The organism is Halorubrum sp. Hd13 (assembly GCF_002252755.1).
Lineage (GTDB): Archaea > Halobacteriota > Halobacteria > Halobacteriales > Haloferacaceae > Halorubrum.
Genome location: NZ_NHOY01000017.1, coordinates 1 through 20,060, shown reverse-complemented (window position 1 = coordinate 20,060; position 20,060 = coordinate 1). Strand labels below are relative to the sequence as shown.

The window sequence follows — 20,060 nt, the reverse complement described above, 5'->3', positions numbered from 1 at the left end:
TTCGATATTTATCTTATATATGATTGATGTGAGAACGAATGACATGATTACTGGACTTTGGCTTTGGAAGCTCGGTTGAGCAGGTGGACGGCAAACCCACCGAGAACGACGTTGAAACCGATGAGAACGGCGACAGAAGGAATTACTGTATTCCAGAGACCCGAGAAGGCCGTTACGTAAAAAACCGTCATCACATTCTGGCCGAGCATGAACGCTCGAACACCGTCAACACCGTAGGTGATAGGATTGACCACTGCAACTGACTGAATCCATCCTGGAAGAACCTCAAGCGGGACAAACGCACTGGAGATGAACAACAGCGGAAACGTCAGAAGATTGGCGATCATGGTCGTCGCCTCTTGATCATGCGTTACGAGCGCGACGATATTCGAGAACGCCATGAACGCGCCACCGAATATCACTGCAATCGCTATGACGCCAATGAAACCCAGTAGCCCTGTCCGGAGATAGCTCCCGACCGACGCGCCTGACTGGAGATACAGCATCACGTAGCCAAGCAAGAGGATGATTGTGGTCTGGACGACAATTCGGACCACCTCCGACAGGACTTTGCCGAGGAACATGGCACCCCGGTCCATCGGTGAGGCGAGGAGTTTCTCGAACATTCCCGTGTCCATGTCGTCGACTAATCCGATACCGGAGACCGCAGCCGCAGCGAGCGCGGACTGAATCACGATGGCTGGGGTGAGGTACGTGATGTAGTTGATGTCACTACCGACCGTCTGAGCCAGTGCGCCGCTGACAATAGCGCCGAGGACTTCAGCCATCAACACGAAGAAGATGACCGGCTGGATCAGCGATGAGAACGTCACGAAGGGGTTCCGGGATGTCTTGACGAGCCACCGTTTGACACTGATCTGCATGTCTGCCACAGAGCTGTTCCCCGGAGCTTTCTGTGCGGTATCGCTACCAGAGACATCACCCTCATCGGTGATATTGCTCATTCGGCCACCTCCTGTTCAGGGACAGTAACTCTCTGTTCGTTCGCCCCGTCTTGGTTGGAAGCCTCCAGACTCTCACCAGTGAGCGTAAGGAACACGTCATCAAGCGTGGGCGACCGGACATCGAATCCAGTGACTACGACGTCAGCCTTGTGCAGCGCGACGAAGAGGTCACCTACAGCTTCCCGAGCGTCTTCGGCTGTGATGGTGAATCCATCGTCCGTTGTTTCAATAGTCGCCGCTTCGAGGGCGTCCGATTCACGCACTACTTCTATTGCGCGTTCTGTCTCTTGTCTGGACGAGTCTTCTAGTGCTAGGTCAAGAATGTCGCCACCAACAGCCGACTTGAGAGCGTCCGGGGTGTCAGTTGCGATAATTTTCCCGTCCTGAATCACGGACAGGCGGTCGCAGAGACGGTCCACTTCTTCGAGATACTGTGTCGTGAGAAACACGGTCGTTCCGTGTTCGTTGAGCTGCTCGAAGTAGTTCCAAAGGCGCATTCTGGCTTCAGGGTCGAGCCCGGTCGTCGGTTCATCAAGGAACACCAGCGGCGGTCGATGCACGAGGACGGTGGCAGCGTCCAGTCGCTTTTTCATCCCGCCGGAGTAGTTCTCTGCCCGCTTGTCAGCAACGTCCGTGAGACCGACCAAATCGAGAAGTTTCTCGATACGTTCATCTTGCTCGGAGGCTGGGACCCCATACACCTTGCAAGCAAATTGAATGTTCTCACGCGCGGTGAGTTCCTCGTCGACGCTGGTCTCTTGAGCCATGTAGCCGATGGATTCAGACACCGCCTGTGGCTCCGTTTCGACGTCATATCCGTTGATGGTCACCGAACCGTGATTCGGATGGAGCAGTGTCACGAGGGTCTTGATAGTCGTCGTCTTTCCGGCACCATTCGGACCCAGAAAGCCGAAGAATTCGCCCTTCTCAACAGTGAGATCGACACCGCGAACGGCCTCCGTCCCATCCGCATATGTGACATGTATATCGGCCGCATCAATGGCAAGTTGCTCTTCGTTTGGCTGGCGTACACGATCGACCTGCATTCGGGGAGGTTGCGACTCCATAGGGGTATGCCATACTTCGGAGGAGTCCCCGCTAAGCCTGTCTCTCACTTGTGCGGCAGTTTATATGCGGCGCAGGAGAAACCGAAATCTCACTCGGGGAGCGGCGGCCACGTCGACGCAACAGTTGTTTCGATGAGGTGGGTTTGTGCCCGACGGAGACGCTCGGAGAGCGACGAGGCGGTGATCCCAATCTCGCCAGCGATTTCATCGAGCGTTGCCATTCGCGGAATGTCGAAGTACCCCATCTCGTAGGCGATTCGCAGTGCCTCACGCTGCTGGTCAGTAAGTCCATCGCCCGCTTCTGCGGCCTCGCCATCGTACGTGAGTCGCCGCAAGGCGAATTCACCGTTACGCTGCCAGAACGTGCGAAACTCGTCCAACACCGCCTTATCGTTGAACCATCCACTTTGTATCCACCCGGTCGGCGTGACGCGGATTCGGTCAATAATAGAGTCGGTAGTGGCGAGTGCACGGAGCTCTGAGGGATCCTTGATATGATCGCCGAGTTGGGCTTCCATTCCCAGAGCCGGCAAAACCTGATATCGACACGTTTCGCCTGCCTGCCCGATCAGAGTATACTCCGCAACGAACGATGATGACTCGAATGCTTGCTCTATCGACGCGGGCGTTTCATGCGTCGCGTGCACGATGAACGGTGGAGGATTCCCGTGATTGGGCTGGAGTTCGACATCCAGCGTTGCTTCTGGAACATCCCCTGCGACCCCCACCAGCGGGAGACGCTCACAGGTGATCTCGTATTCAGCGATGAGACCCATATCTCTCAATACCCACCATCACGGATATACAACTTGGAACGATTGCCCGCTCATCGCCGCTTAGTCGGCAATTGTCGACACTGTGCGAAAAGTTCTATGACACCCTCCGGAATATTGCAAATAGACTCGGCTAGGTAACGAGCACGTGATTATCCTAACTGTACACCACTTACGAATGGGTACGACGAAAGGATGTTGACGTTCGACCGAATATAAGATAGCCAGTATAAATGGCTAATACCATCTTTCAAACGGCATCCTCACGCGGAGATTCACGTCTTGACCTCATAGCCTGATGATATACACGCCCGAATTCGACTCCGAAGAGAGTGGATCCGTGACCGACGGGCAGGGTTTCGATGGTTCGTAGACGAGCAAGCGGTAGCAGGGTGCATTCCTCGACGATAGCGTGGTGTGGTACCGGTGCGGTCGTGGGAGTGTTCTGCTGGACCGCCTCGTCGTTGCTGGAACCCGTCGTCTTCGGTACCAGACCATACGATGCGACCGTATTCGACGTCTTCAGGCTACTGGGTTGGACGCTGATGATAGGCGGGGTGATCGGAGTGCCAGCTACTCTCGGCGACCAGTACGGGCGAATTGGCCGAATCGGCCTCGGAGTGGTAGCTTCCGGGATGGTTCTGGTCGCAGGACTACACGTTCGGGCTGTCACCGCGTCGGTGTCGGCTGGCTTCCGGGTAGTGCCCGCAGCCGGAGAGAATACGCTGTTTCTCATTGCTGCATATGGGGGATATAGTCTCGTGGTCGTCGGAGCAGGCTTGCTCGGAATCGGCCTGTGGAAGGATCCTGATCGCCCGACGATTACGGCTGTGCTTCTCGTATTCGCAGCCGTGCTTCCAATGGGGATGCTCCTCCCCTACGACGTTCTGCCGGCGGCGCTGCGAATGCTGTTACTGCAGTCCAATAATCTTCTCGTGCCGTTTGGAGTCGCTTGGGCGGCTCTCGGTGGCCTCGTTCACCGTCGCGCACGCCGACAGGACTAAGTTGATAATCGTGTGCCGACTCTTCAGCTCTGCTGACACTATACTGCCTCCCGAACAGTTATTCAATCCCATTTAGAATTGTTACTCTATGAGCATATTTGGAGAGTTCCGCGTGCCTCCAAGAGCCCTCGCTCTCTCCGAAACGTTCGATGCCGAGCCGACGACGGTGGTCGAGATCGACCGGCTTGTCGCCTCGGATATGGAGTCTCTGACCCCGTATTTCGTCGTCTCGGGGGTATCGAACGCGGCCTTCGAAACCGCCGCCCGTGCGGACGACTCGATCGACACCCTCCACCGGATGCAAGACGCCGAGAATCTCACTACGTACCGCGCGACGTGGGGTGACCACGTCGAATCCCTCGCCCAAGAGTATACGAGCGATGGAACATCAATCCTCAAAGCCAGGGGAGACGCTAATGGATGGGGTCTCCGAATCCGATTCGACAGCCAGGCACGTATCGGCGAGTTCACCCGTTTCCTCCGTGACCGGGGATTCTCGTTCGACTTGGTGCGCCTCCACGAGATGACCTACGCCAAGACCGGTAGCAGATTCGGGCTCACCCCGAAACAACAAGACGCACTGGTGACGGCCTGGCAGATGGGATACTTCGATCTTCCGCGTGAAGCGTCGATGGCGGCCGTGGCCGAGGAACTGGGTATCACGCCGCAGTCGCTCTCCGACCGCTTGCGCCGGGCCCATCACACGCTCATCGGCGACACGCTACGTGCGGCTATGCCCATCGATCGAGATGGCACCTCAAAAACTGAGTGAGGCTTCAGGTCTGAAGATTCGAGTCGTAGCCCGCTCAGCAACAGACACGAGCCACCGGTGACGGCTTCAACAATTACGCGGTCGGCCTTGTTGAAATCTACTGTCGGTGACAGTATTGGCATGCAAGATACAGAGGATGTAGTCAGCAGAGCGGGAATGACGACAACCGTCACGCGACTTCGTTCACACACTTCACTACGAGTATTTATTCTCGGCCAGCGTAATCGTGGCATGTACCCGAAATTCATACTTCGGTTAGAAGGGGCTGGGATCGCCGCTGTGGCGACGGCAGCATATTTCACGATTGGTGGCCCGCTGTGGCTGTTCGTGATCCTTGCGCTCGCCCCCGACATCTCGATGGTGGCGTACCTCGCTGGCCCTCGGGTCGGCAGTGCCGTCTATAACGCGTTCCACACGTACCTCACGCCAGTCGCACTCGGGGCGGCTGGGATGTGGTTCGGCATGGCGACCGTCATATGGGTCGCACTCATCTGGGCCGCTCACATCGGAGTTGACCGTGCGGTTGGCTACGGACTAAAGTATCCGACCGGATTCAAACACACGCACCTCTCCGGTGCGACCGACCCCGGCACTCCGGCGGGGAACCCCGCCGAAGCTGTCTCCGACGCCGCCGGGACGAGAAACGACTGAAACGAAGCCGCAAACAACGTTTCCGAGGCTCGAACTGTCCGTACAGCGGCTCCTCAACGAACCGTTTCGGGGCTGCCGGTACCGGGGTAACCGATTCTGTGACTGATATCGCCAAATTCGGATTTCTAAATTTGAAATAGGGGCCATTCGATACGTCCTCAACACCCCGTCTCCTCACATCATCCGCAGGGAGACGTCGCCCACATCGCTGAAGACGTGGACGCGGGAGCCGCCGGCGTTGAGCCGGCCGGAAACCCGCCGGCGCCCAGACTGGATTCCGGTGAGCGGAAGGTCGGAGTCGACGCCGGCGTTGGACTCGGCTACCACGTCGAGGTCCAGCGTCTCGTCGATGCCGACGACGACGTCGCCCATCTGGGTACCGATCTCGATATCCGTTCGGAGGCCCGCGAGATCGACCTTGATCTGGCCGAGTTCGGTTTGGACGCGGTCTAACCCCGTCACGTCGTCGGCGAGGATCGTCCCGAGCTCCGACTCGAGAGTGAGGTAGCCGTCGACGCGAGCGGCCGTCACGTCCCCCAGATTCGTTCGGGCGATCGTATCGCCGCGAGTATCGAACAGGGAGACGTTCCCGAGCCGAGAGGCGACCGAGGAGACGATCGGTCCGGCAGTGCCCTGTGGCACGGTAATCGATACATCCGTCCCCGGCGAGGAGCGGGTGAACCACGTCACGTCGTCGTCGAGACTCGTTCCGACGGTGAGGACGCCGCTCTCGACCCCGATCCGAACGGTAACTGCTCTCTCTACGGGCTTCTCTATGTATCCGTCGACCGGGAGGGCGGCTATTTCGGGAGACAGCAAGGCAGTTGTGACCATGACCACCTGCGCGTCGCACCCGTTCTCATCAAGCCGGTTTGGGACTTCGTCAACGGAAAGGCTCGACATTCGGCGGTTGAGAGGCATACCGTCTTTCTCGTGGTCCGCCATGCCCTCCAGCGCTGCCCCGCCAGCATAGGCGACTTGAACGTCGCCCTTGCCTGCGAGCCACACCCCGTAGGGATCAACCAGGCTTTGCTCGTCCTCAGCGATGCGGACGCGCGTCTGTTCCGCGGCGGCGGGCATCGTGTCTGCTCCGGCACACGCACGCGCTGACGGCTTTCTGCTGACTCGCTACACACAGCGTGTTAGCTGTCGGATGTCGAACGGTACTGACGTGACGTATTTTCTCTTTATCGGTCACGCTCGATAATCACACGGACGGAAGAACTGTACAGGAGCGTCACCCGACAGCCCTGAAACTGAAACTCTACCGACGGAGCCCATCCGTGATTGTCTACTGCCTTCGTCTTGAACAATCCATTCAATCTCTCGGCGTCGACGAATTGATACAGGGGCGGTGTCTCCGAGAGTTCTGGCCATTGTGAAATAGCTTCATCAATTGTAAACATGATGGCGTCACTGACCTTTACCGGCCGGTCGAACCCTCGTACTAGTTTCGTGTCCGTCGTCCATCCCGACGTGCTTTGTGTGCCTGCTTCCTGCGGGCTTTCTGCGTTTGGTACTCTGTCCGAGTCCCGATGACTGCTCATAGTTGAAAACACATCCCGAATGGTATATCACCTCTACCTCACCCCATCGGTGTAACAGTGAGAGTACCGATTTATATCGGTTACGGGACGTGCGTACACATGATAAAGAGACGAGCGCATACCCTTGTCGTTAGCCGGGGGTCAAGCGGACGATAGCCTACACACCCACCGACGACGCCACGTCTGGATTTCCCACGGTTCATCTGGAGTATTAACATGACGACGGAGCATCATGTACAGCACGGATGAAGACCACACGGCACGCGAGCTACGACCTCAACTAGCACATAGTGCGGTTGCCGAAGTACCGTCAATCGGTACTCGTCAACGTGGTCGCTGACCGTGTGCGGACCATCCTCGACGAAATAGACGACGTGTTCCACCGCGTCACCCGCGAAGTCGTGGAGTACGCCGAATTCGTCGAGAATCCCGTTCTCGTTCTGGAAGACCTGACGTACATCCGGGAGCCGATGGACTACGGCGAGTTCATGAACCGGCGTCTCCACGGATGGGGGTTCGCAAAACTCCACGCGCAGATACGGTACAAGGCCGTCGAGAAGGGTATCCCCGTCGAGACGGTGAATCCGCGTAACGCGTCCAAGGGGTGCCACGCCTGCGGTGAAGTGGGATACCGCCCGCGTCAGGCGACGTTTAACTGTCCGAACGACGCTTGCTGGATGAGCGAGTACCAAGCGGACGTGAACGGCGCGATTAACATCGCGGACCGCTACCTCAACGGAGAGAGCCATTCGAGAGAACACACGGATGGCGATGACTCGGCTGAGGATTGGGGGCGTTTGGCCGCCCCACAAGACACCTAAGCCGATGCTACCACAGACGAAACGCCTAGGACGTATGCGTCTTGAAACCGTAGGGCTACGACAGGCCTGAAAACCCGTGGTGGGATTCCCGCGTCTTCAGGCGCGGGAGGAGGTCAAAGGATTGGAAGATCGGAACCGACGTCTACGAGAACAGTTCTTCGAGTAGCTTGCGCTCTGCCGTTCGAAGGTGCTGGCTGAGGGTCGACTGCGCGATTCCGATCTCCGCAGCAACGGTGTCTGCGTCGGCGCTCCGCGGCCAATCGAAGTAGCCTGCGTGGAATGCCATCTGAAGTGCCTCGCGCTGTCGGTCGGTCAGTCGGTCGTCTATGGTCGTGGCGACAGTCCCGTTCGACTGCCAATCGATGGATTTGGAACTTTTTGCGACCAACTCGATACCGTCTAGCGCGCCGGTGACGGTGTCTACGTACTCCCGAACGTCAGTCTCGTATGGTAACTGTACCGTCACAGCCAGGTGTCCTGAATCGGGACGTATCTTCACCTGCCTGAGTGCGGCACCCTGTCTGATCAGTTGCTGGGTCGGCGACTCCGGACCCAGCGTCAGGACGCAAGTCACACTAGTCGCGTCGGTGCGGAGCACCGATGCGCCGGGCGTGTCCCTCAGCTGGGTTTCGATCCGATCACTGTCGCGGCCGGCACTGACCTCGACCGCGGCGAACACCGCATAGGTTCCGTCGTCCTGACGCGAGACGTCAGTTACTGAAACCGGCGCATCGACGGCCGTCACAAACCGCGACAATCCCGAATCCGAGTCGACCCGGAAGGTGAGATCTATCCCGCCACCGGACAGAAGTGCGTCTCGCTGTCGGATCGCACCGATAGCGTGACCGATGGTCACGCCGAGTTCAGCCAGGGCTTCGACCTCTTCTTCTGCCATCCCTCTGGGACGATCAAGGTGTACTTCTATCGCGCCGAGTCGCGTCGACTCGTGGACGACCGGTACCGAGACGACTGAGTTTGTTCCGCGTTCCAAACCCCGGTCGCGCCACCACACGCCTGATTCGACGGCTACGAGATCCCTCACAGACACTGACGACCGCGTCTCGTAGGCCTGTCTCGCGGGGACTGCCGGTGTCGCCTCGACAGCCCCTGTCCGGTCCGTCTTCGACGTCGCCTGTGGCACGTCCGAGAGATACGTGTCAAGACTCCCCGCCCGAGCCCTGCAGACAGTTCCGTCGGTCGAGGGGTCGACGTCTGCAACCCAGGCACCGGTAATTGTCTCCATCTGGAGGAGGTGGCGACACACCGCCGTCTCGACCTCCCCGCGAGTGTCCGCACTCACCACTGCCGGGCCGACAGAGCGGATCAGCCGATTGATCCTGTTTAGCCGCGACAGCCGCTGGTTCTGGCGTTCCAGCTCCCGGTCACGCTCACGGAGATTCCGAGTCTGTGCGAGCTGTTTTAAGGCCTGTCGCGTGTTCGCGGCCCACGTCTCTGCGAGTGTCCGCTTCGTCGATGAGAGAGAGCGCCCGTCCGTCGTGGCCACGAGAAACACGCCCTGTTCGCCGAGCGGACAGAGGATCCAGTCGTCGAACGCATCGTCGAGCCACCCGCCGGACCCGTTACCTCCTCGATACGTCTCGGCATCCGTCCGGTCCACCCGATCGGTGAATGCCGACCAGATCGGGTCGGTTCCCCCCGAGACCGTCGGCAACGTCGGGTCCGTCTCGGGGATAGCTGCTTCGCTGGCCGCCGGAACGAGATCGCCAGTGGCTTCGTCTCTGGTAAACACCGCGGCGTACGGGAAATCGAGAGCGCCTGTCGCAGTCGCGACCGCGTGGGTGGTGACATCCTCGTCTGTCTCGGCAGTCATCAGCTCCCGGGTCGCGCGGTGGAGGGTCTGGAGGTACTGTTCGCGCCTGTACCTGGTGGTGATGTCGTGATAGTGTTCGATCCGCCCGCCCGCGTATAATCCGGTCTCGATCGGTGCACTCCAGTATTCGAGCCACCGCTCTGTCCTCGCCTCGTCTTCGGGTACGTGAACGGTGGCGTCGAGCTGGTCTCCGCGGCTCGACAGTCCGGCCCGTATCAGCGATGCGAGCGACTCTGCGCCGGCTTCGATATCCTGGAAGTGGTCGGTCGCGGCACTCGCGTACTCGCGCCCACGGAGGTCACTCCGGTCAACCCCGAGCAACGTCTCCGTCGCCGCGTTGGCCCACACGACAGAGCCGTCGGCGTCGACGACGACCGTCGCTTCCTGTGAACTGTCGAGTACGTCCTCGGTGAGCGATTCGTACCGACGCTCACTCGTTCGTTCGGCGGCCGTTCGCTGGAGGCGCTCGACGGCGACGCGAAAGTCGTCGTCCGGGAGTTCAGTCAGCAGTGACTCGACGTCCCTCTGCACCGCCACGAGGCGGTCGGTAAGCGAGCGATACTCCTCGCTGGTCTCGAGTTCGGCCGGGCTTTTCACCGCTTCGAGCGTGTCCTGTCGCTCGATCAGCGAGAACAACTCCTGGAGCTTCTCGTCGTACTCGGCGCGGGCCAGCATCCGGTCGACCGTCTCGTGCAGCGCTGTGGCATCGACCGGTTTCTCGAGGTAGGCGTCGAATCCCATCTGGACGACGTCGAGGTCGGGGGTGACAGCCGAAACCATCGCGACCCGATGGTTGACATCGGCATCCCGGATCGACTCGAGAACTTCGCCCCCCGCGAGCCCGGGCATCATCCGATCTAGCAACACCACGTCCACGGTCTCGTCCAGCTGTTCGAGGGCTTCGGTCCCATCGTAGGCAGTCTCGACGTCGTATCACCCCTCGAGCCACTCGGTATACAGGTCGGCCACGCTCCGGTCGTCCTCGACGACGAGGACGACTGCCCGGTTCGACTGCCCAGGTGTCATCTCGGCGTCTCGACAGACAGTCCGCTACCCACTGTTCGGCTGGCCGGCACCCGCAAACACACCTCCGTTCCGTCATCTGTCGTCTCGACCGACGCGTCACCGCCGGCCCCAGTCACGATCATCCGAACCATCCACAGACCGAGCCCCTGCCCGTGATTGAGCGGCGTCTCTTCGCCAGTCTCGATGCGCGTCAGAAACCATAGGGGAGGTCAAAGTAGTCCCTGCTGGCTTCCANNGGAATCGCGGATTGCGCCCGATCGCTTCCTCGCGAGTGTAGCCAGTCATCCGCTCGAACCCGTCGTTGACGTAGACCAGCGGATTATCCGCCTTCGTGGGATCGGTGATCTGGATCCCGACGTTGGCTTCGTCCATCGCCCGTTCTTTGAGTTCGAGTTCGCGCTCGCGGGCCTTCCGTGCTGAGATGTCCCTGATCACACAGATAATCACGACCACTTTTGAAGTACCCCGCCGCCGTCGGTGAAGCAGGAATGCTGCAATCGCCTCAGGACGGCGCTTCCCCCAAGGGTAGAGCCACCAAGACCGGGCCCCGAGTTTGCTCTGGCTACCCTTAGCTGAGGTCGAGGCGATGGCGAAGAATAGAATTCAGTATAGGACTAATGACCTCAACCTATATTAAGACAAAGCCCGAACGGTGTTGTATGACCGAAGACGAATCGAACTCCGAGGGCCTGATTGAACGCCAGACCACGGGTGAGGACCGCGTGAGGATGACCGCCCGGCAGCTGTCGGAGCCGCGGACAGTCAACTGGATCGCTTCCGAAGCGAGCTGGTCACACGAGCCGACCAAACGCGTCCTCAAACGGCTCGTCGACGATGGCATCCTCCACCGTGACGATAGCGGTACTCACACGACGTACTACCCCGATTACCGGCGTCAGACGATGCAGGAGGCGATGCGCCTCCGGGACAGTGGACACACTGTCGAGGAGCTCACGGACCGTCTCGCCGACATGAAGGCGCAGATCCGCGACTTGGAGGACGAATTCGGCGTCGAGTCGCCGAACCAGCTTCGCGGCACGCTCGCTGAGGAGTCCCTCGATGCCGACGAAGAGGACCGTCGCCGTGAGATCGCCCGCGAGTGGGAGCATCTTCAACGGCGTATCCAGATCGTCGGCTTCGCCATCCGCGAATGGGACTTCCTCGCGCCGACGACAGAGCCCGCTGAGGCCAGCAGCTAACGAATGTCGGTTCCACATCCAGGTGGTGATCCGAACGCGAACCTCTACGCCCAGCTGAAGCGAGACGTCCTCGACCGTGTTCCACAGGTCACGGCCGTCGAGTACGTTCCTGACGATATCGAGGCAAAGCAGCTGCGGGCGATCTTCGATCCGGCCCGCCTGGATCCCCCGACAGGCCCCGATTCGCCGGAACTGACCGTCAAGTGGTATCGACAGGACCCACACGATTGGTTCCGCATCTATTACACCGACCCGAACACGAGCTTTCACGCCGGCTGGCACCAGGACGAAGACCATCCCGATCTGGGACGGACGCACTTCCAGTACTCAGTCGCCGATACGGAGGACCGCTGGGGGATCACATTCGAACACGAGACTCCCTCTCTGATTCTCTGGGAAATGGTCGAAGAGCTCCTTGAGAACATTCGTCCGACCTACCAGTACGCTAACGAGGAACCATGACACCCCGAGAACGCGCTGATCAGTCACTCACGAGTTCCTTCGAGCGCTACCTCCAAGACAAGGGGAAAGGCCGCGGCGGCGACGGTGGGAACTATCGACGCAACGCAGCCCGCGAGCTCGAGCGGTTCGCCGAGTGGGCCGCCGGCGACCGCGGCGCCGACGACTGGACCGGGATCGTCCCCGACGACGTCGACCGCGAGCCGACCTTCGACGATCTCGACGAACGCGTCTTCCGGGAGTACGCCCGACATCTCGGCGGAGATCGGGGACTCAAGCAGAACACGGTACAAACCTATTACCGCTATATCTCTGCGTGGTGTCAGAAGATGAGACTGATCGTCTCAATGCATACGGGCCTGACACTGATTTCTTTACACAGGGTCTCTCGATCAGTCGAGCCCGTGGATTAATTTGAGCGCGTCGTCGATCTCGGCTATTGTCGAGTCGTCGAGACTGCCAGCCACCGAATGGATTCGGTTCTCGACAGACACGACTCGAATTTGGTCAACCCGCACGAAGGGGTCTTTCTCAAACAGTGAGTCCGACGCTTCCACAAGTAACGCCAATCAACCCGTCAAGAAGTGAGAACGATGATACCCAACCGAGGACTTGTTCTGTCCGACATACGACGGTCGGTAGCGGCCGAAGATTACAATATACACTGAGTATTGAACGAAACAAATAACCGACGCAGCGAATGTTGACCAGCGAGAGACGCGGCCCGAGAGCCTGACGTTCTGTTAGCTGGATATAGGCGCTAAGCCCCCACCCTACTCCGCTCCCTTCGGTCGCTCCTTGAGGAAGGGAACTCCGCGCTACCGCTTCAGTTGAACGGATCATCTCCGTAGACGACGTCGCCGCGTTCGAAAATCGGTCTCTCTTCGTCGGTCACTGTTCGTCCTCGACGCTCGGATGCGGTTCCTCGGGTGCGTGTTCGCGCCGAGACTCCTTGTCCTCAGTACCGAGTTGCTGGTTGAACAGGGCGGTCGCTCGTTCGTACCCGCTGTAGCCGTCGAGTCGCTCTGTGTCGTCGGTTATCGCCCAATACGTCGCTTTATGTTCGACGAGATCGCGGTCCTTCAGTCTCGAGAGCGCAGTGCTGACCGCGCCCTCATCGAGACCGATCTGAGAGGCGATTTCGCGGGCCTTAAACGCGCGATCATCGTTGGCGGCGAGAAATCCGAGGACCTGATCCGGGACGGAAAGTTCCTCGAGTTCGTCCTCGCTCGCCTTCTCGAAGGTATCTCGGTCGATGGACATCGTTGAGCAGAAATACGGTGTCAACCGTAATGAGTGTTAGGTGTGAAAGCCCCGAAAATTCTAAATGCCGGGATTCCCTGCTTGTAGAAAGACGGCTCGAGGAAGTTCCCATGTCCGCCCGTCGATGAGGTGTAGACATCAACCACAAAGAATTTGTTTTGAGGATTGTATTTTTGCCCGAACATGTATTGTTCCCGCCGCCGCGCCCTCCAACTGCTCGGCGCTTCCGCAGTTACGACCTCAACTGCCGGTTGTTTGAATTCAGGTAGTCTCGATGAGTACGCGCTTATTGCAGACGAACTGGACCTTTCGTCGGTCGGTCGGCCGTATCTAAAGCCCGACCTGACGGAGATCGAAGCTGTGACGCGAGTCGATTTTTCTGCCGAAATGAAAGCGCAGTACGTTTCGGAACTGTTTGATCAGGGCAGTGTTACTATCAAACAGTGGCCACTCGTAGGACGGGACGAGTGGGGAAGAGAGACGAAGCCGTACCCGACATTCTGCCAGCGAAACAATAGCTTCTATCACGTCCGGATTGCTGACGAACGGCGGCTTGAGCGTGAACGATGGCATTTTGCAGTCGAGCGGACCGATGAAACGCCACCTGACGACGCGACAATTGAAACTCGTCCGTTCGATCTGTCAACACAAGACGAACGAGTGCTTGACGCAGCACTTGACGCGGTCTATGCTGGAAACGATGGATTCCTCGGTGATCCTGAATTCGACGAGTTGCAAACCGTGGAGTTCCATCACGGCCTCGATCCCGACGCTAGTGATCTTATCCCGTCGGCTCCGTTTGATTTTGTCGAGGTTAATGAAGCGTACTTCCGGCCAGTTACGGAGCAACGAAGGGTTCAGGTTCCAAAGTGGACGTATACCGTCACCGAGATCACACAGTCACGCAGCGAATTCGACGAGTACGCGAGAACCGAAATCGTCGAACACGACCTGAGGTCCAGCGGTCTCTCCGAGTCCGCACGGAGTGTAATTGACGACGCGATCAGCGAAGACCCGCGACGGTACGAGGAGGGAGCACCGCCCTCAGACGGTCTCTCCGAAGTCTTAGAGGCACTCAATATCGCCAGCGATCTTGAACCAATAGATAGCTACGAGGATCGAGTTGATTTTCGAAACGTCGTCGCCGAGTACCAAGACACAATCTATCGGTTTGACCTGATCGTGACGCCGTGACGCAGCGCGCACCCAATTCGATTACGCGAGTTGCCGGCGTCTACCAATCGAAGCGATAACGAGTGCGATCACTGCGGCGGTCAAGTACCCGATCTGAATCGCAATAGATCCGGGGGCTTGCGTGGCACCGACGTAATCGAGCAGCCCGAGTCCGTTCATCGGCCCGAGATACCACGCTACCAGATATCCGATCTCGAACAGGCTTGGGCGACCCGACCAGACGCCCGCGGCGAGAGCGGCCGCCGGGAGGAACAGCACCGCTGTGACTGCACCGACCAGCCCGATTGAACTCCCGACGAGAGCGTACCGAACGAGCGCGGGGCTGATCACGGCCGTTCCGACACTGACACCGGCAAGATACGAGACTGCCAACAGTCGAAGCGGGTTACTGGTGGCAAAAATCAGCTCCTGAGTTCTGTGTATCTGTTCGCGTGCTCCTGATTGTGACCACACTGGGAGCGGCAACAGCAACGCGATCGGAACCACGGTTGGTCGGAGAGATCCGAGAGGGGCGACAGTCGTACCAACGAGAGCGGCGATACAACCGACATACCAGAGTCGTCGCCGGCCCCGAAGTGCCATTTTCAGCTCAGCTATGAATGCCCGCTGCAGACGAAATCCGCTAGCCGTGACAGACGCGAGCGAGGGACCGCTGTCAGAACTTGAACGAGACATCTCGGTCAACTGAGTAGACGGCAGCTCGGCTGTTGCTTCAGCGTCTGATGATCCATGATCAAACAGCCCAAACGACCACGCTTGCGTATCGTCGAACCGGTCAAAGCATAAGACACTCACGACGAGCAAGCCACCGATAATGACAAAGATTGGTAGACGCGAGACCAGAGCGGGGCCCACCGAAAGTCCGGCCCATCGGAACATCTCCATGCCGGTCGCAGTATCTGTGTACGCGAATGAACCGATTGGGCCCTCAAAACCCGGATACTGGCCAGCGATCGACGACGCCATACTCTGGCGCAACGCCACGAGGCCGGTCAGATCAACCGGGGACTCAGGTGGGATGCTACCGATAACGCCTGCAATCGCGAGCAAAAAGTAGAGGGCGGTCCCGCCAGTGCCTCGGAGAGGACCTAGCGTTTCGAAACAGACACCAGCGGCAGCCACGACTGCCATCGTCGGAAGTGTCAGTAAAATGAATGGGAGAGCCATATCGACCAGATTGAACGGGCCGGTTCCTTGGAGCAGAAATGACACAGCGGTCGCGCCGAACAGAAGCGTCGTGACCACAGCCAGGAGTGTGAAGTTACTCAGCCACTTTCCGACGAGGTAGCTACTGTTTGACAACGGTGCAGACGCTACGAATTCAGCGACATTCGTGGTACGATCATAGGCGATGCTGCCGTGAACGAGCGGATAGCCGAACAACAGCAACACCGTCGTCCCGATACCTGCGACCAACCCGCCGTACCACGCGGCTGTCGGGACACCGGTGTACGTATTGCCGACGACAAGCGTCGAATCGACGGTGACTAGCTTTGCAAAGTACGCCAACACGACCGGAATGACGACAAGCTTCGACGTGCGGGAGCGTTCTCGAAAATCTGCGAGTGCGACAGCGGCTGCATCACGAGACCAGCTCATGGCCGGGGGTGTCCTCCGACCGCATGCAGATAGGCATCTTCTAACGTTGGCGCAACGCTCTCGGCTTCGGGTGCTGGCGCTGTCTCACTGACCACGCGGACGCGAACGCCGTCTCTGCCGCGGGTGGCACTACTGATCGTGTAGTCGGCTCTGATGGCCTCGGTGCGCGACTGAGGAACGACCCACTCCCAGACCACACCATCGGCATCCGCAAGGAGGTCGGCCGGTTGGTCGTGAGCGAGGATTTCACCGCCATACAGCAGCGCGATGTCGCTGGCTGTCGCTTCGATATCAGAGACGACGTGGGTAGAAAGAATGACAATCCGCTCGTCCGCGAGATCGGCCAAGACGTTACGGAATCGCACGCGTTCTTCAGGGTCAAGTCCAACTGTTGGTTCGTCTACGACGAGCAGATCCGGATCGGCTAGGAGCGCCTGTGCAATTCCAACGCGCTGGCGCATACCGCCAGAGAACTCACCGAGGCGTTGCTCTCGGGCCCCAGAGAGGTTAACCAGTTCCAGCAAGTCGTCGATACGGGCTTCAGTGTTACCGACTCCGCGAATCGCAGCGAGATACGAGAGGAACTCACCGGCAGTCAAATTCGGATACACGCCGAACGACTGCGGGAGGTACCCGACAATGCTGCGAATTGCCTGTGGAACCTTTGTCGTATCCGTGTCGTTCCAGTATACTGCACCTTCTGTAGGCTCAATAACGGTCGTAATGAGCCGCATGAGTGTCGACTTTCCTGCACCGTTCGGTCCGAGTAGTCCGATAACTCCGGGTTCAAACGTGAGATCTATCCCGTGGACGGCCCAGGTATCTCCGTAGCGCTTCCCCAAGTTCTCGACAGAAAGCGTGTTCATTTGTATGCCAAAACCGTGAGTTCTGTCTCGGAATTTGTGCTTGTGGAATCACTACTGAAGCTTAGACATCCCGTTAAGCCAGTGGTCCCACCGATGAATCTACCCGCAAGCAACCGCCGATACTGGTGGACGGAATTAATCATACGAAGGCTTCGTCACAATCATGCAAAGTGGTTCTCGAAGCTCAAAGATGCGTTTGAGTGAATCCCCTGGTGGAGTAGCATTCTTTAGACTATGCACGTTCAATGATTTCACTCTTGATCAGTTTGCGAGTGAGTGTTTTCAGCACCGGCTTCTCGCCCCCCCACGGAGTTTTCAGCTCTCGGTGTCCACTGCGTAATACGGTGATCGATATCAAGAGAGCCATCCCGCCAACGGATGTAGCCTACAAGCAATAGCCCACCGACGGCTGCGAAAAGCATCCTGAGGATCCCCTCTTCGCCGATCCAGACTGTCGGCCCGCTAACATTGAGAACAAAAACTTCGGGAGTCTGCTGTGAGACTCCGAGACCGAATACGGCACTCATACTGAAATTATAGAACACGTGAAATCCCATCGGAAGAGCGAGGTCCCCTGTTAGAACATACACACAGCCGAAAATAAGCCCAGCCAGCAAGTAATAGCTGTAGCCACCGGGTCCAGTAACCTTGCCGCTGTGCATGAACGCGAAGATGCCAGTGCTGATGAGGAGGGCGATGCCGACGGCAACCCATCGTGGAACGTATCCATCGGCGCCTTCGGCGAGGTTTTTCAGCATCGCTCCTCGGAAAATGAACTCTTCCCACGATGCCAGGACGCCGGTATATGCGAGCACCAAAAGCATCGCTGACAGGAACGGGAGGGAATCGGACCCTTGAAAGAATCCGGTTACGGTTGCCCATCCGACAGCAATCGCGGTGAGCAACGTTCCGGCATTGATTACAATCCCGATGAACCCACCAACGGCGAACGACCGTAGCCATTCGCTGTCTAACGCTAGCCCGTACTCTGCTGCCGGTCGACGGTCAAACAGTCGTGCTCCGATTAGCACAGCTGCGACGAGGACCACGGCCATCAGGCTGAATTCGAGCACCTCTCGTAGTGGGTGTTCGAACCGACCTCGGACGACTGTCACAACAACTCCGAAGGCGAGAAACGTCATCACGAGTGGCAGCAGCGCACGTAGCGGTGCGCGGAGCCGTTTCGAATCGTGATTCCAAACTGGGCTGGTGAGAATTCGCCACCCCTGTTGCAGTCGATTCGGTACCGTTCGATCAAGTGTCGTTTGTAACGACATATTCACACCAAGGGGCACAGTAGACGTATCACCACAGGCACGGCTTCCAACTCAGAAGTCGTAGCAGGCTTTTTACTATTACCCGGATGTGGGATGTGTATGGATGAGGACGAGGATGTCGTCTTGGCGGTACTCGACGACGAGTACGCGCGAGCGATCCTCGCTCACCTCACAATTGAACCGATGTCAGCCGATGAACTCTGTGCAGCCTGTGACATGTCTGATGCGACGGCGTACCGCCGTCTCAACCGGTTACAAGAAGCAGAGCTGGTGGCTGAACAGCAGGAACTTGACCCCGACGGACATCACTACAAGCGGTATACAGCTACGGTTGAGACAGTCACGGTCACGTTCGCTGATGGGAGCTGCGAAGTAGCAGTGACGCGCTCGGCAACCGACCCTGCCGACCGCTTCACAGATCTATTCGAGGGGTTGTCCTGATATGCCCCTCTTACAGTTGGAGGCAGCCGGAACAGACCCGTTCATCGCACTCGGTGTACTCGTTCTTTCTGTGGTCTCTGTAGTGCTGTCACTGACTATTACCGTCGTTCTAATTCGTGGTTACCGTCAAGGACCGGCTCACCGCGGAATGCTCTGGCTCGCGGTGGGACTCATCTTCCTGATTACGGTGCCCGAGGTGCTCCGTGTCGGGTTGCCGACGGCGACCGATATTGGGACCGTCGGTCGGTCGATACTCGTCAGTGGCTGTGAGCTATTTGGATTAGGTACGATCCTGTGGATCGTGTACAGAGGTGAGATGCGGTGATCGTAGCGAGTGTGCTAGCAATGGAACCGTTCAGTGTGGTATCGATCACCCGTAGCGTGACTGCTCTCGTTGGATTGTTTGTCGCTACGCTGGCCTATCGGGGATACCAACGAAACAGTTCTCCAAAGATGCGGGCGTTAGCCATCGGTATCGGTCTGCTAACGGCAGGGGTGTACGTGGCTGTTATGCTGGCTGACCTGACTGGCGGGGCGAATGGGATTGTCTTGCTCGTACGGAGTCTCGTGACGGTTATCGGCCTGAGTGTCGTACTGTACGCGATTACCGTGGCATAGCGACTCTGTAGAATGCGATAATCCAGATGTTCACTCGTCCAGCTCTGCTGAGATCCTCAGAGGTGGCTCTGTTGAAATGTTTAAGTTCTTTATATGATCGCCGTGCGAGATACAGAGGTTGCATGCAGCAGTTGATCGTCATTTGTTTCACCTCGTCAGCGTCAAAATAACCGTCAGATGAATGTGCGAACTGAACACCCGAAGAGATTTTTCCGGGGGAAGGAACGATACGAGTATGAATGTAACTAAGCGACAGGTCGCTGTGGTCCCGTTCGTCCTTTTATCAGCTGTTGTCGGTGCTGTACATCGTGTTCAGATGAGCTGATTCCATGCGAAGCTGAACGAACTGAGCCAGTCGTTCGGCGTTTTCTGCTTCGGCGTTGCTGAAACGGTATGCGAAACAGATAGTTCGGCGTTTTATTTCTCTGAAGATACGTTCGACAGCGTTCCGATTTCCATGTTTCTCGTATCTGAAATCGAAGCCGTGGCGGTGACGCGCAGCTTGTAACGAGTGCGATCCATCGACGAGAAACACGGCGTCGGAGACGTCGTGTTTCTCGGAAAGTTCCGTGAGAAACGAATGAGCGAGAACCTTCGTTGTCGTCGGTTCAAGCTTTGTATGGAGTAATTCGTTTGTCTCGGGATCGACGGCAGCATACAGCCAATATTGCTCATCGTTGAGTCGGA

Annotated in this window: 19 protein-coding genes and 7 pseudogenes; 11 read left to right on the top strand and 15 right to left on the bottom strand. The window is 58.0% G+C overall.

The features are described from left to right. Nucleotides 1-47: 47 nt before the first annotated feature. From DJ81_RS02260 to DJ81_RS02250, 3 genes are all read right to left on the bottom strand, one after another. Entirely contained in the window at nt 48-965 is a 918-nt protein-coding gene (locus DJ81_RS02260; RefSeq protein WP_094524467.1) for an ABC transporter permease, read from the bottom strand. Further along, complete coding sequence (locus DJ81_RS02255; RefSeq protein ID WP_094524466.1) at nt 962-2,011, bottom strand: ATP-binding cassette domain-containing protein; 1,050 nt, start codon at nt 2,009-2,011, stop codon at nt 962-964. Before DJ81_RS02255 ends, DJ81_RS02260 begins: the two co-directional genes overlap by 4 nt. A 110-nt stretch (nt 2,012-2,121) precedes the next feature. Then, entirely contained in the window at nt 2,122-2,808 is a 687-nt protein-coding gene (locus tag DJ81_RS02250; RefSeq protein WP_094588236.1) for a helix-turn-helix domain-containing protein, read from the bottom strand. A gap of 389 nt (nt 2,809-3,197) precedes the next feature. Here DJ81_RS02250 and DJ81_RS18620 point away from each other — a divergent pair, with 389 nt between their 5' ends. From DJ81_RS18620 to DJ81_RS02240, 3 genes are all read left to right on the top strand, one after another. Further along, nucleotides 3,198-3,809 (top strand): hypothetical protein, encoded by a 612-nt coding sequence (locus DJ81_RS18620; protein ID WP_141212509.1) that lies wholly within the window; start codon nt 3,198-3,200, stop codon nt 3,807-3,809. Between the two features lie 88 nt (nt 3,810-3,897). After that, nucleotides 3,898-4,581: a helix-turn-helix domain-containing protein gene (locus tag DJ81_RS02245; RefSeq protein WP_094524464.1), complete on the top strand. Its 684-nt coding sequence runs from the start codon at nt 3,898-3,900 to the stop codon at nt 4,579-4,581. A 231-nt stretch (nt 4,582-4,812) separates the two neighbouring features. Further along, a complete protein-coding gene (locus DJ81_RS02240) occupies nt 4,813-5,232 on the top strand; it encodes a DUF4260 domain-containing protein (RefSeq protein ID WP_094588234.1) in 420 nt (139 codons plus the stop codon). 174 nt (nt 5,233-5,406) lie between these two features. Here the strand turns inward: DJ81_RS02240 and DJ81_RS02235 are convergent, their stop codons facing one another. Continuing rightward, on the bottom strand, nt 5,407-6,312 hold the full coding sequence (locus tag DJ81_RS02235; RefSeq protein WP_094588232.1) for a hypothetical protein: 906 nt from the start codon (nt 6,310-6,312) through the stop codon (nt 5,407-5,409). 107 nt (nt 6,313-6,419) lie between these two features. Next, nucleotides 6,420-6,638, bottom strand: coding sequence for a HalOD1 output domain-containing protein (locus DJ81_RS19965; RefSeq protein WP_394338288.1), 219 nt, complete (start codon nt 6,636-6,638; stop codon nt 6,420-6,422). Nucleotides 6,639-7,066: 428 nt separating this feature from the next. Between DJ81_RS19965 and DJ81_RS19415 the strand changes: the two are divergent. Continuing rightward, nucleotides 7,067-7,153 (top strand): annotated as a pseudogene (locus DJ81_RS19415) (IS200/IS605 family transposase); the annotation flags it as partial. Continuing rightward, nucleotides 7,139-7,600 (top strand): annotated as a pseudogene (locus DJ81_RS02230) (zinc ribbon domain-containing protein); the annotation flags it as partial. The pseudogenes DJ81_RS19415 and DJ81_RS02230, both read left to right, overlap by 15 nt. A 142-nt stretch (nt 7,601-7,742) precedes the next feature. Here the strand turns inward: DJ81_RS02230 and DJ81_RS02225 are convergent. The 3 genes and pseudogenes from DJ81_RS02225 to DJ81_RS19545 form a co-directional block, all read right to left on the bottom strand. Continuing rightward, a complete protein-coding gene (locus tag DJ81_RS02225; protein WP_342764957.1) occupies nt 7,743-10,106 on the bottom strand; it encodes a helix-turn-helix domain-containing protein in 2,364 nt (787 codons plus the stop codon). A gap of 18 nt (nt 10,107-10,124) precedes the next feature. Further along, nucleotides 10,125-10,352: pseudogene (locus tag DJ81_RS19895) on the bottom strand (response regulator transcription factor); the annotation flags it as partial. 201 nt (nt 10,353-10,553) lie between these two features. Continuing rightward, a complete protein-coding gene (locus tag DJ81_RS19545) occupies nt 10,554-10,742 on the bottom strand; it encodes a hypothetical protein (protein ID WP_249269053.1) in 189 nt (62 codons plus the stop codon). Nucleotides 10,743-11,074: 332 nt separating this feature from the next. On the opposite strand from DJ81_RS19545, the gene DJ81_RS02215 reads away from it, so the two are divergent. From DJ81_RS02215 to DJ81_RS02205, 3 genes and pseudogenes are all read left to right on the top strand, one after another. Beyond that, complete coding sequence (locus DJ81_RS02215; RefSeq protein WP_094588228.1) at nt 11,075-11,656, top strand: hypothetical protein; 582 nt, start codon at nt 11,075-11,077, stop codon at nt 11,654-11,656. Between the two features lie 3 nt (nt 11,657-11,659). Next, nucleotides 11,660-12,118: a hypothetical protein gene (locus tag DJ81_RS02210; protein WP_094588226.1), complete on the top strand. Its 459-nt coding sequence runs from the start codon at nt 11,660-11,662 to the stop codon at nt 12,116-12,118. Beyond that, nucleotides 12,115-12,438: pseudogene (locus tag DJ81_RS02205) on the top strand (site-specific integrase); the annotation flags it as partial. The gene DJ81_RS02210 and the pseudogene DJ81_RS02205, both read left to right, overlap by 4 nt. A gap of 69 nt (nt 12,439-12,507) precedes the next feature. Here the strand turns inward: DJ81_RS02205 and DJ81_RS19960 are convergent. The 3 genes and pseudogenes from DJ81_RS19960 to DJ81_RS02195 all read right to left on the bottom strand — a co-directional run. Then, nucleotides 12,508-12,678: pseudogene (locus tag DJ81_RS19960) on the bottom strand (type II toxin-antitoxin system PemK/MazF family toxin); the annotation flags it as partial. A 269-nt stretch (nt 12,679-12,947) separates the two neighbouring features. After that, a pseudogene (locus tag DJ81_RS19955) lies at nt 12,948-13,010 on the bottom strand (type II toxin-antitoxin system PemK/MazF family toxin); the annotation flags it as partial. Next, nucleotides 13,007-13,378: a helix-turn-helix domain-containing protein gene (locus tag DJ81_RS02195; RefSeq protein WP_094524369.1), complete on the bottom strand. Its 372-nt coding sequence runs from the start codon at nt 13,376-13,378 to the stop codon at nt 13,007-13,009. The gene DJ81_RS02195 and the pseudogene DJ81_RS19955, both read right to left, overlap by 4 nt. A 183-nt stretch (nt 13,379-13,561) precedes the next feature. Between DJ81_RS02195 and DJ81_RS02190 the strand changes: the two genes are divergently transcribed. After that, nucleotides 13,562-14,572: a hypothetical protein gene (locus DJ81_RS02190; RefSeq protein ID WP_094588224.1), complete on the top strand. Its 1,011-nt coding sequence runs from the start codon at nt 13,562-13,564 to the stop codon at nt 14,570-14,572. Nucleotides 14,573-14,593: 21 nt separating this feature from the next. Here DJ81_RS02190 and DJ81_RS02185 read toward each other — a convergent pair whose 3' ends face one another. From DJ81_RS02185 to DJ81_RS02175, 3 genes are all read right to left on the bottom strand, one after another. Then, nucleotides 14,594-16,171: an ABC transporter permease gene (locus DJ81_RS02185; protein WP_094588222.1), complete on the bottom strand. Its 1,578-nt coding sequence runs from the start codon at nt 16,169-16,171 to the stop codon at nt 14,594-14,596. After that, on the bottom strand, nt 16,168-17,037 hold the full coding sequence (locus DJ81_RS02180; RefSeq protein ID WP_094588220.1) for an ABC transporter ATP-binding protein: 870 nt from the start codon (nt 17,035-17,037) through the stop codon (nt 16,168-16,170). Before DJ81_RS02180 ends, DJ81_RS02185 begins: the two co-directional genes overlap by 4 nt. 251 nt (nt 17,038-17,288) lie before the next feature. Next, on the bottom strand, nt 17,289-18,179 hold the full coding sequence (locus DJ81_RS02175; RefSeq protein ID WP_249269049.1) for a CPBP family intramembrane glutamic endopeptidase: 891 nt from the start codon (nt 18,177-18,179) through the stop codon (nt 17,289-17,291). Nucleotides 18,180-18,407: 228 nt separating this feature from the next. Here DJ81_RS02175 and DJ81_RS02170 point away from each other — a divergent pair, with 228 nt between their 5' ends. After that, entirely contained in the window at nt 18,408-18,755 is a 348-nt protein-coding gene (locus DJ81_RS02170) for a helix-turn-helix domain-containing protein (protein ID WP_394338287.1), read from the top strand. A 1-nt stretch (nt 18,756) separates the two neighbouring features. Then, nucleotides 18,757-19,080 (top strand): hypothetical protein, encoded by a 324-nt coding sequence (locus DJ81_RS02165; RefSeq protein WP_094524375.1) that lies wholly within the window; start codon nt 18,757-18,759, stop codon nt 19,078-19,080. A gap of 605 nt (nt 19,081-19,685) precedes the next feature. On the opposite strand, the pseudogene DJ81_RS02155 reads toward DJ81_RS02165, so the two are convergent. Next, nucleotides 19,686-20,060 (bottom strand): annotated as a pseudogene (locus DJ81_RS02155) (IS6 family transposase); the annotation flags it as partial.

Bases quoted from the DNA above. Each gene is read 5' to 3' on its own strand.
- DJ81_RS02260 (WP_094524467.1), bottom strand. From the start codon at position 965: ATGAGCAATATCACCGATGAGGGTGATGTCTCTGGTAGCGATACCGCA.
- DJ81_RS02255 (WP_094524466.1), bottom strand. From the start codon at position 2,011: ATGCAGGTCGATCGTGTACGCCAGCCAAACGAAGAGCAACTTGCCATT.
- DJ81_RS02250 (WP_094588236.1), bottom strand. From the start codon at position 2,808: ATGGGTCTCATCGCTGAATACGAGATCACCTGTGAGCGTCTCCCGCTG.
- DJ81_RS02245 (WP_094524464.1), top strand. From the start codon at position 3,898: ATGAGCATATTTGGAGAGTTCCGCGTGCCTCCAAGAGCCCTCGCTCTC.
- DJ81_RS02240 (WP_094588234.1), top strand. From the start codon at position 4,813: ATGTACCCGAAATTCATACTTCGGTTAGAAGGGGCTGGGATCGCCGCT.
- DJ81_RS02235 (WP_094588232.1), bottom strand. From the start codon at position 6,312: ATGCCCGCCGCCGCGGAACAGACGCGCGTCCGCATCGCTGAGGACGAG.
- DJ81_RS19965 (WP_394338288.1), bottom strand. From the start codon at position 6,638: ATGTTTACAATTGATGAAGCTATTTCACAATGGCCAGAACTCTCGGAG.
- DJ81_RS02225 (WP_342764957.1), bottom strand. From the start codon at position 10,106: ATGCTGGCCCGCGCCGAGTACGACGAGAAGCTCCAGGAGTTGTTCTCG.
- DJ81_RS02215 (WP_094588228.1), top strand. From the start codon at position 11,075: ATGACCTCAACCTATATTAAGACAAAGCCCGAACGGTGTTGTATGACC.
- DJ81_RS02210 (WP_094588226.1), top strand. From the start codon at position 11,660: ATGTCGGTTCCACATCCAGGTGGTGATCCGAACGCGAACCTCTACGCC.
- DJ81_RS02195 (WP_094524369.1), bottom strand. From the start codon at position 13,378: ATGTCCATCGACCGAGATACCTTCGAGAAGGCGAGCGAGGACGAACTC.
- DJ81_RS02190 (WP_094588224.1), top strand. From the start codon at position 13,562: ATGTATTGTTCCCGCCGCCGCGCCCTCCAACTGCTCGGCGCTTCCGCA.
- DJ81_RS02185 (WP_094588222.1), bottom strand. From the start codon at position 16,171: ATGAGCTGGTCTCGTGATGCAGCCGCTGTCGCACTCGCAGATTTTCGA.
- DJ81_RS02180 (WP_094588220.1), bottom strand. From the start codon at position 17,037: ATGAACACGCTTTCTGTCGAGAACTTGGGGAAGCGCTACGGAGATACC.
- DJ81_RS02175 (WP_249269049.1), bottom strand. From the start codon at position 18,179: ATGACGTTTCTCGCCTTCGGAGTTGTTGTGACAGTCGTCCGAGGTCGG.
- DJ81_RS02170 (WP_394338287.1), top strand. From the start codon at position 18,408: ATGTGTATGGATGAGGACGAGGATGTCGTCTTGGCGGTACTCGACGAC.
- DJ81_RS02165 (WP_094524375.1), top strand. From the start codon at position 18,757: ATGCCCCTCTTACAGTTGGAGGCAGCCGGAACAGACCCGTTCATCGCA.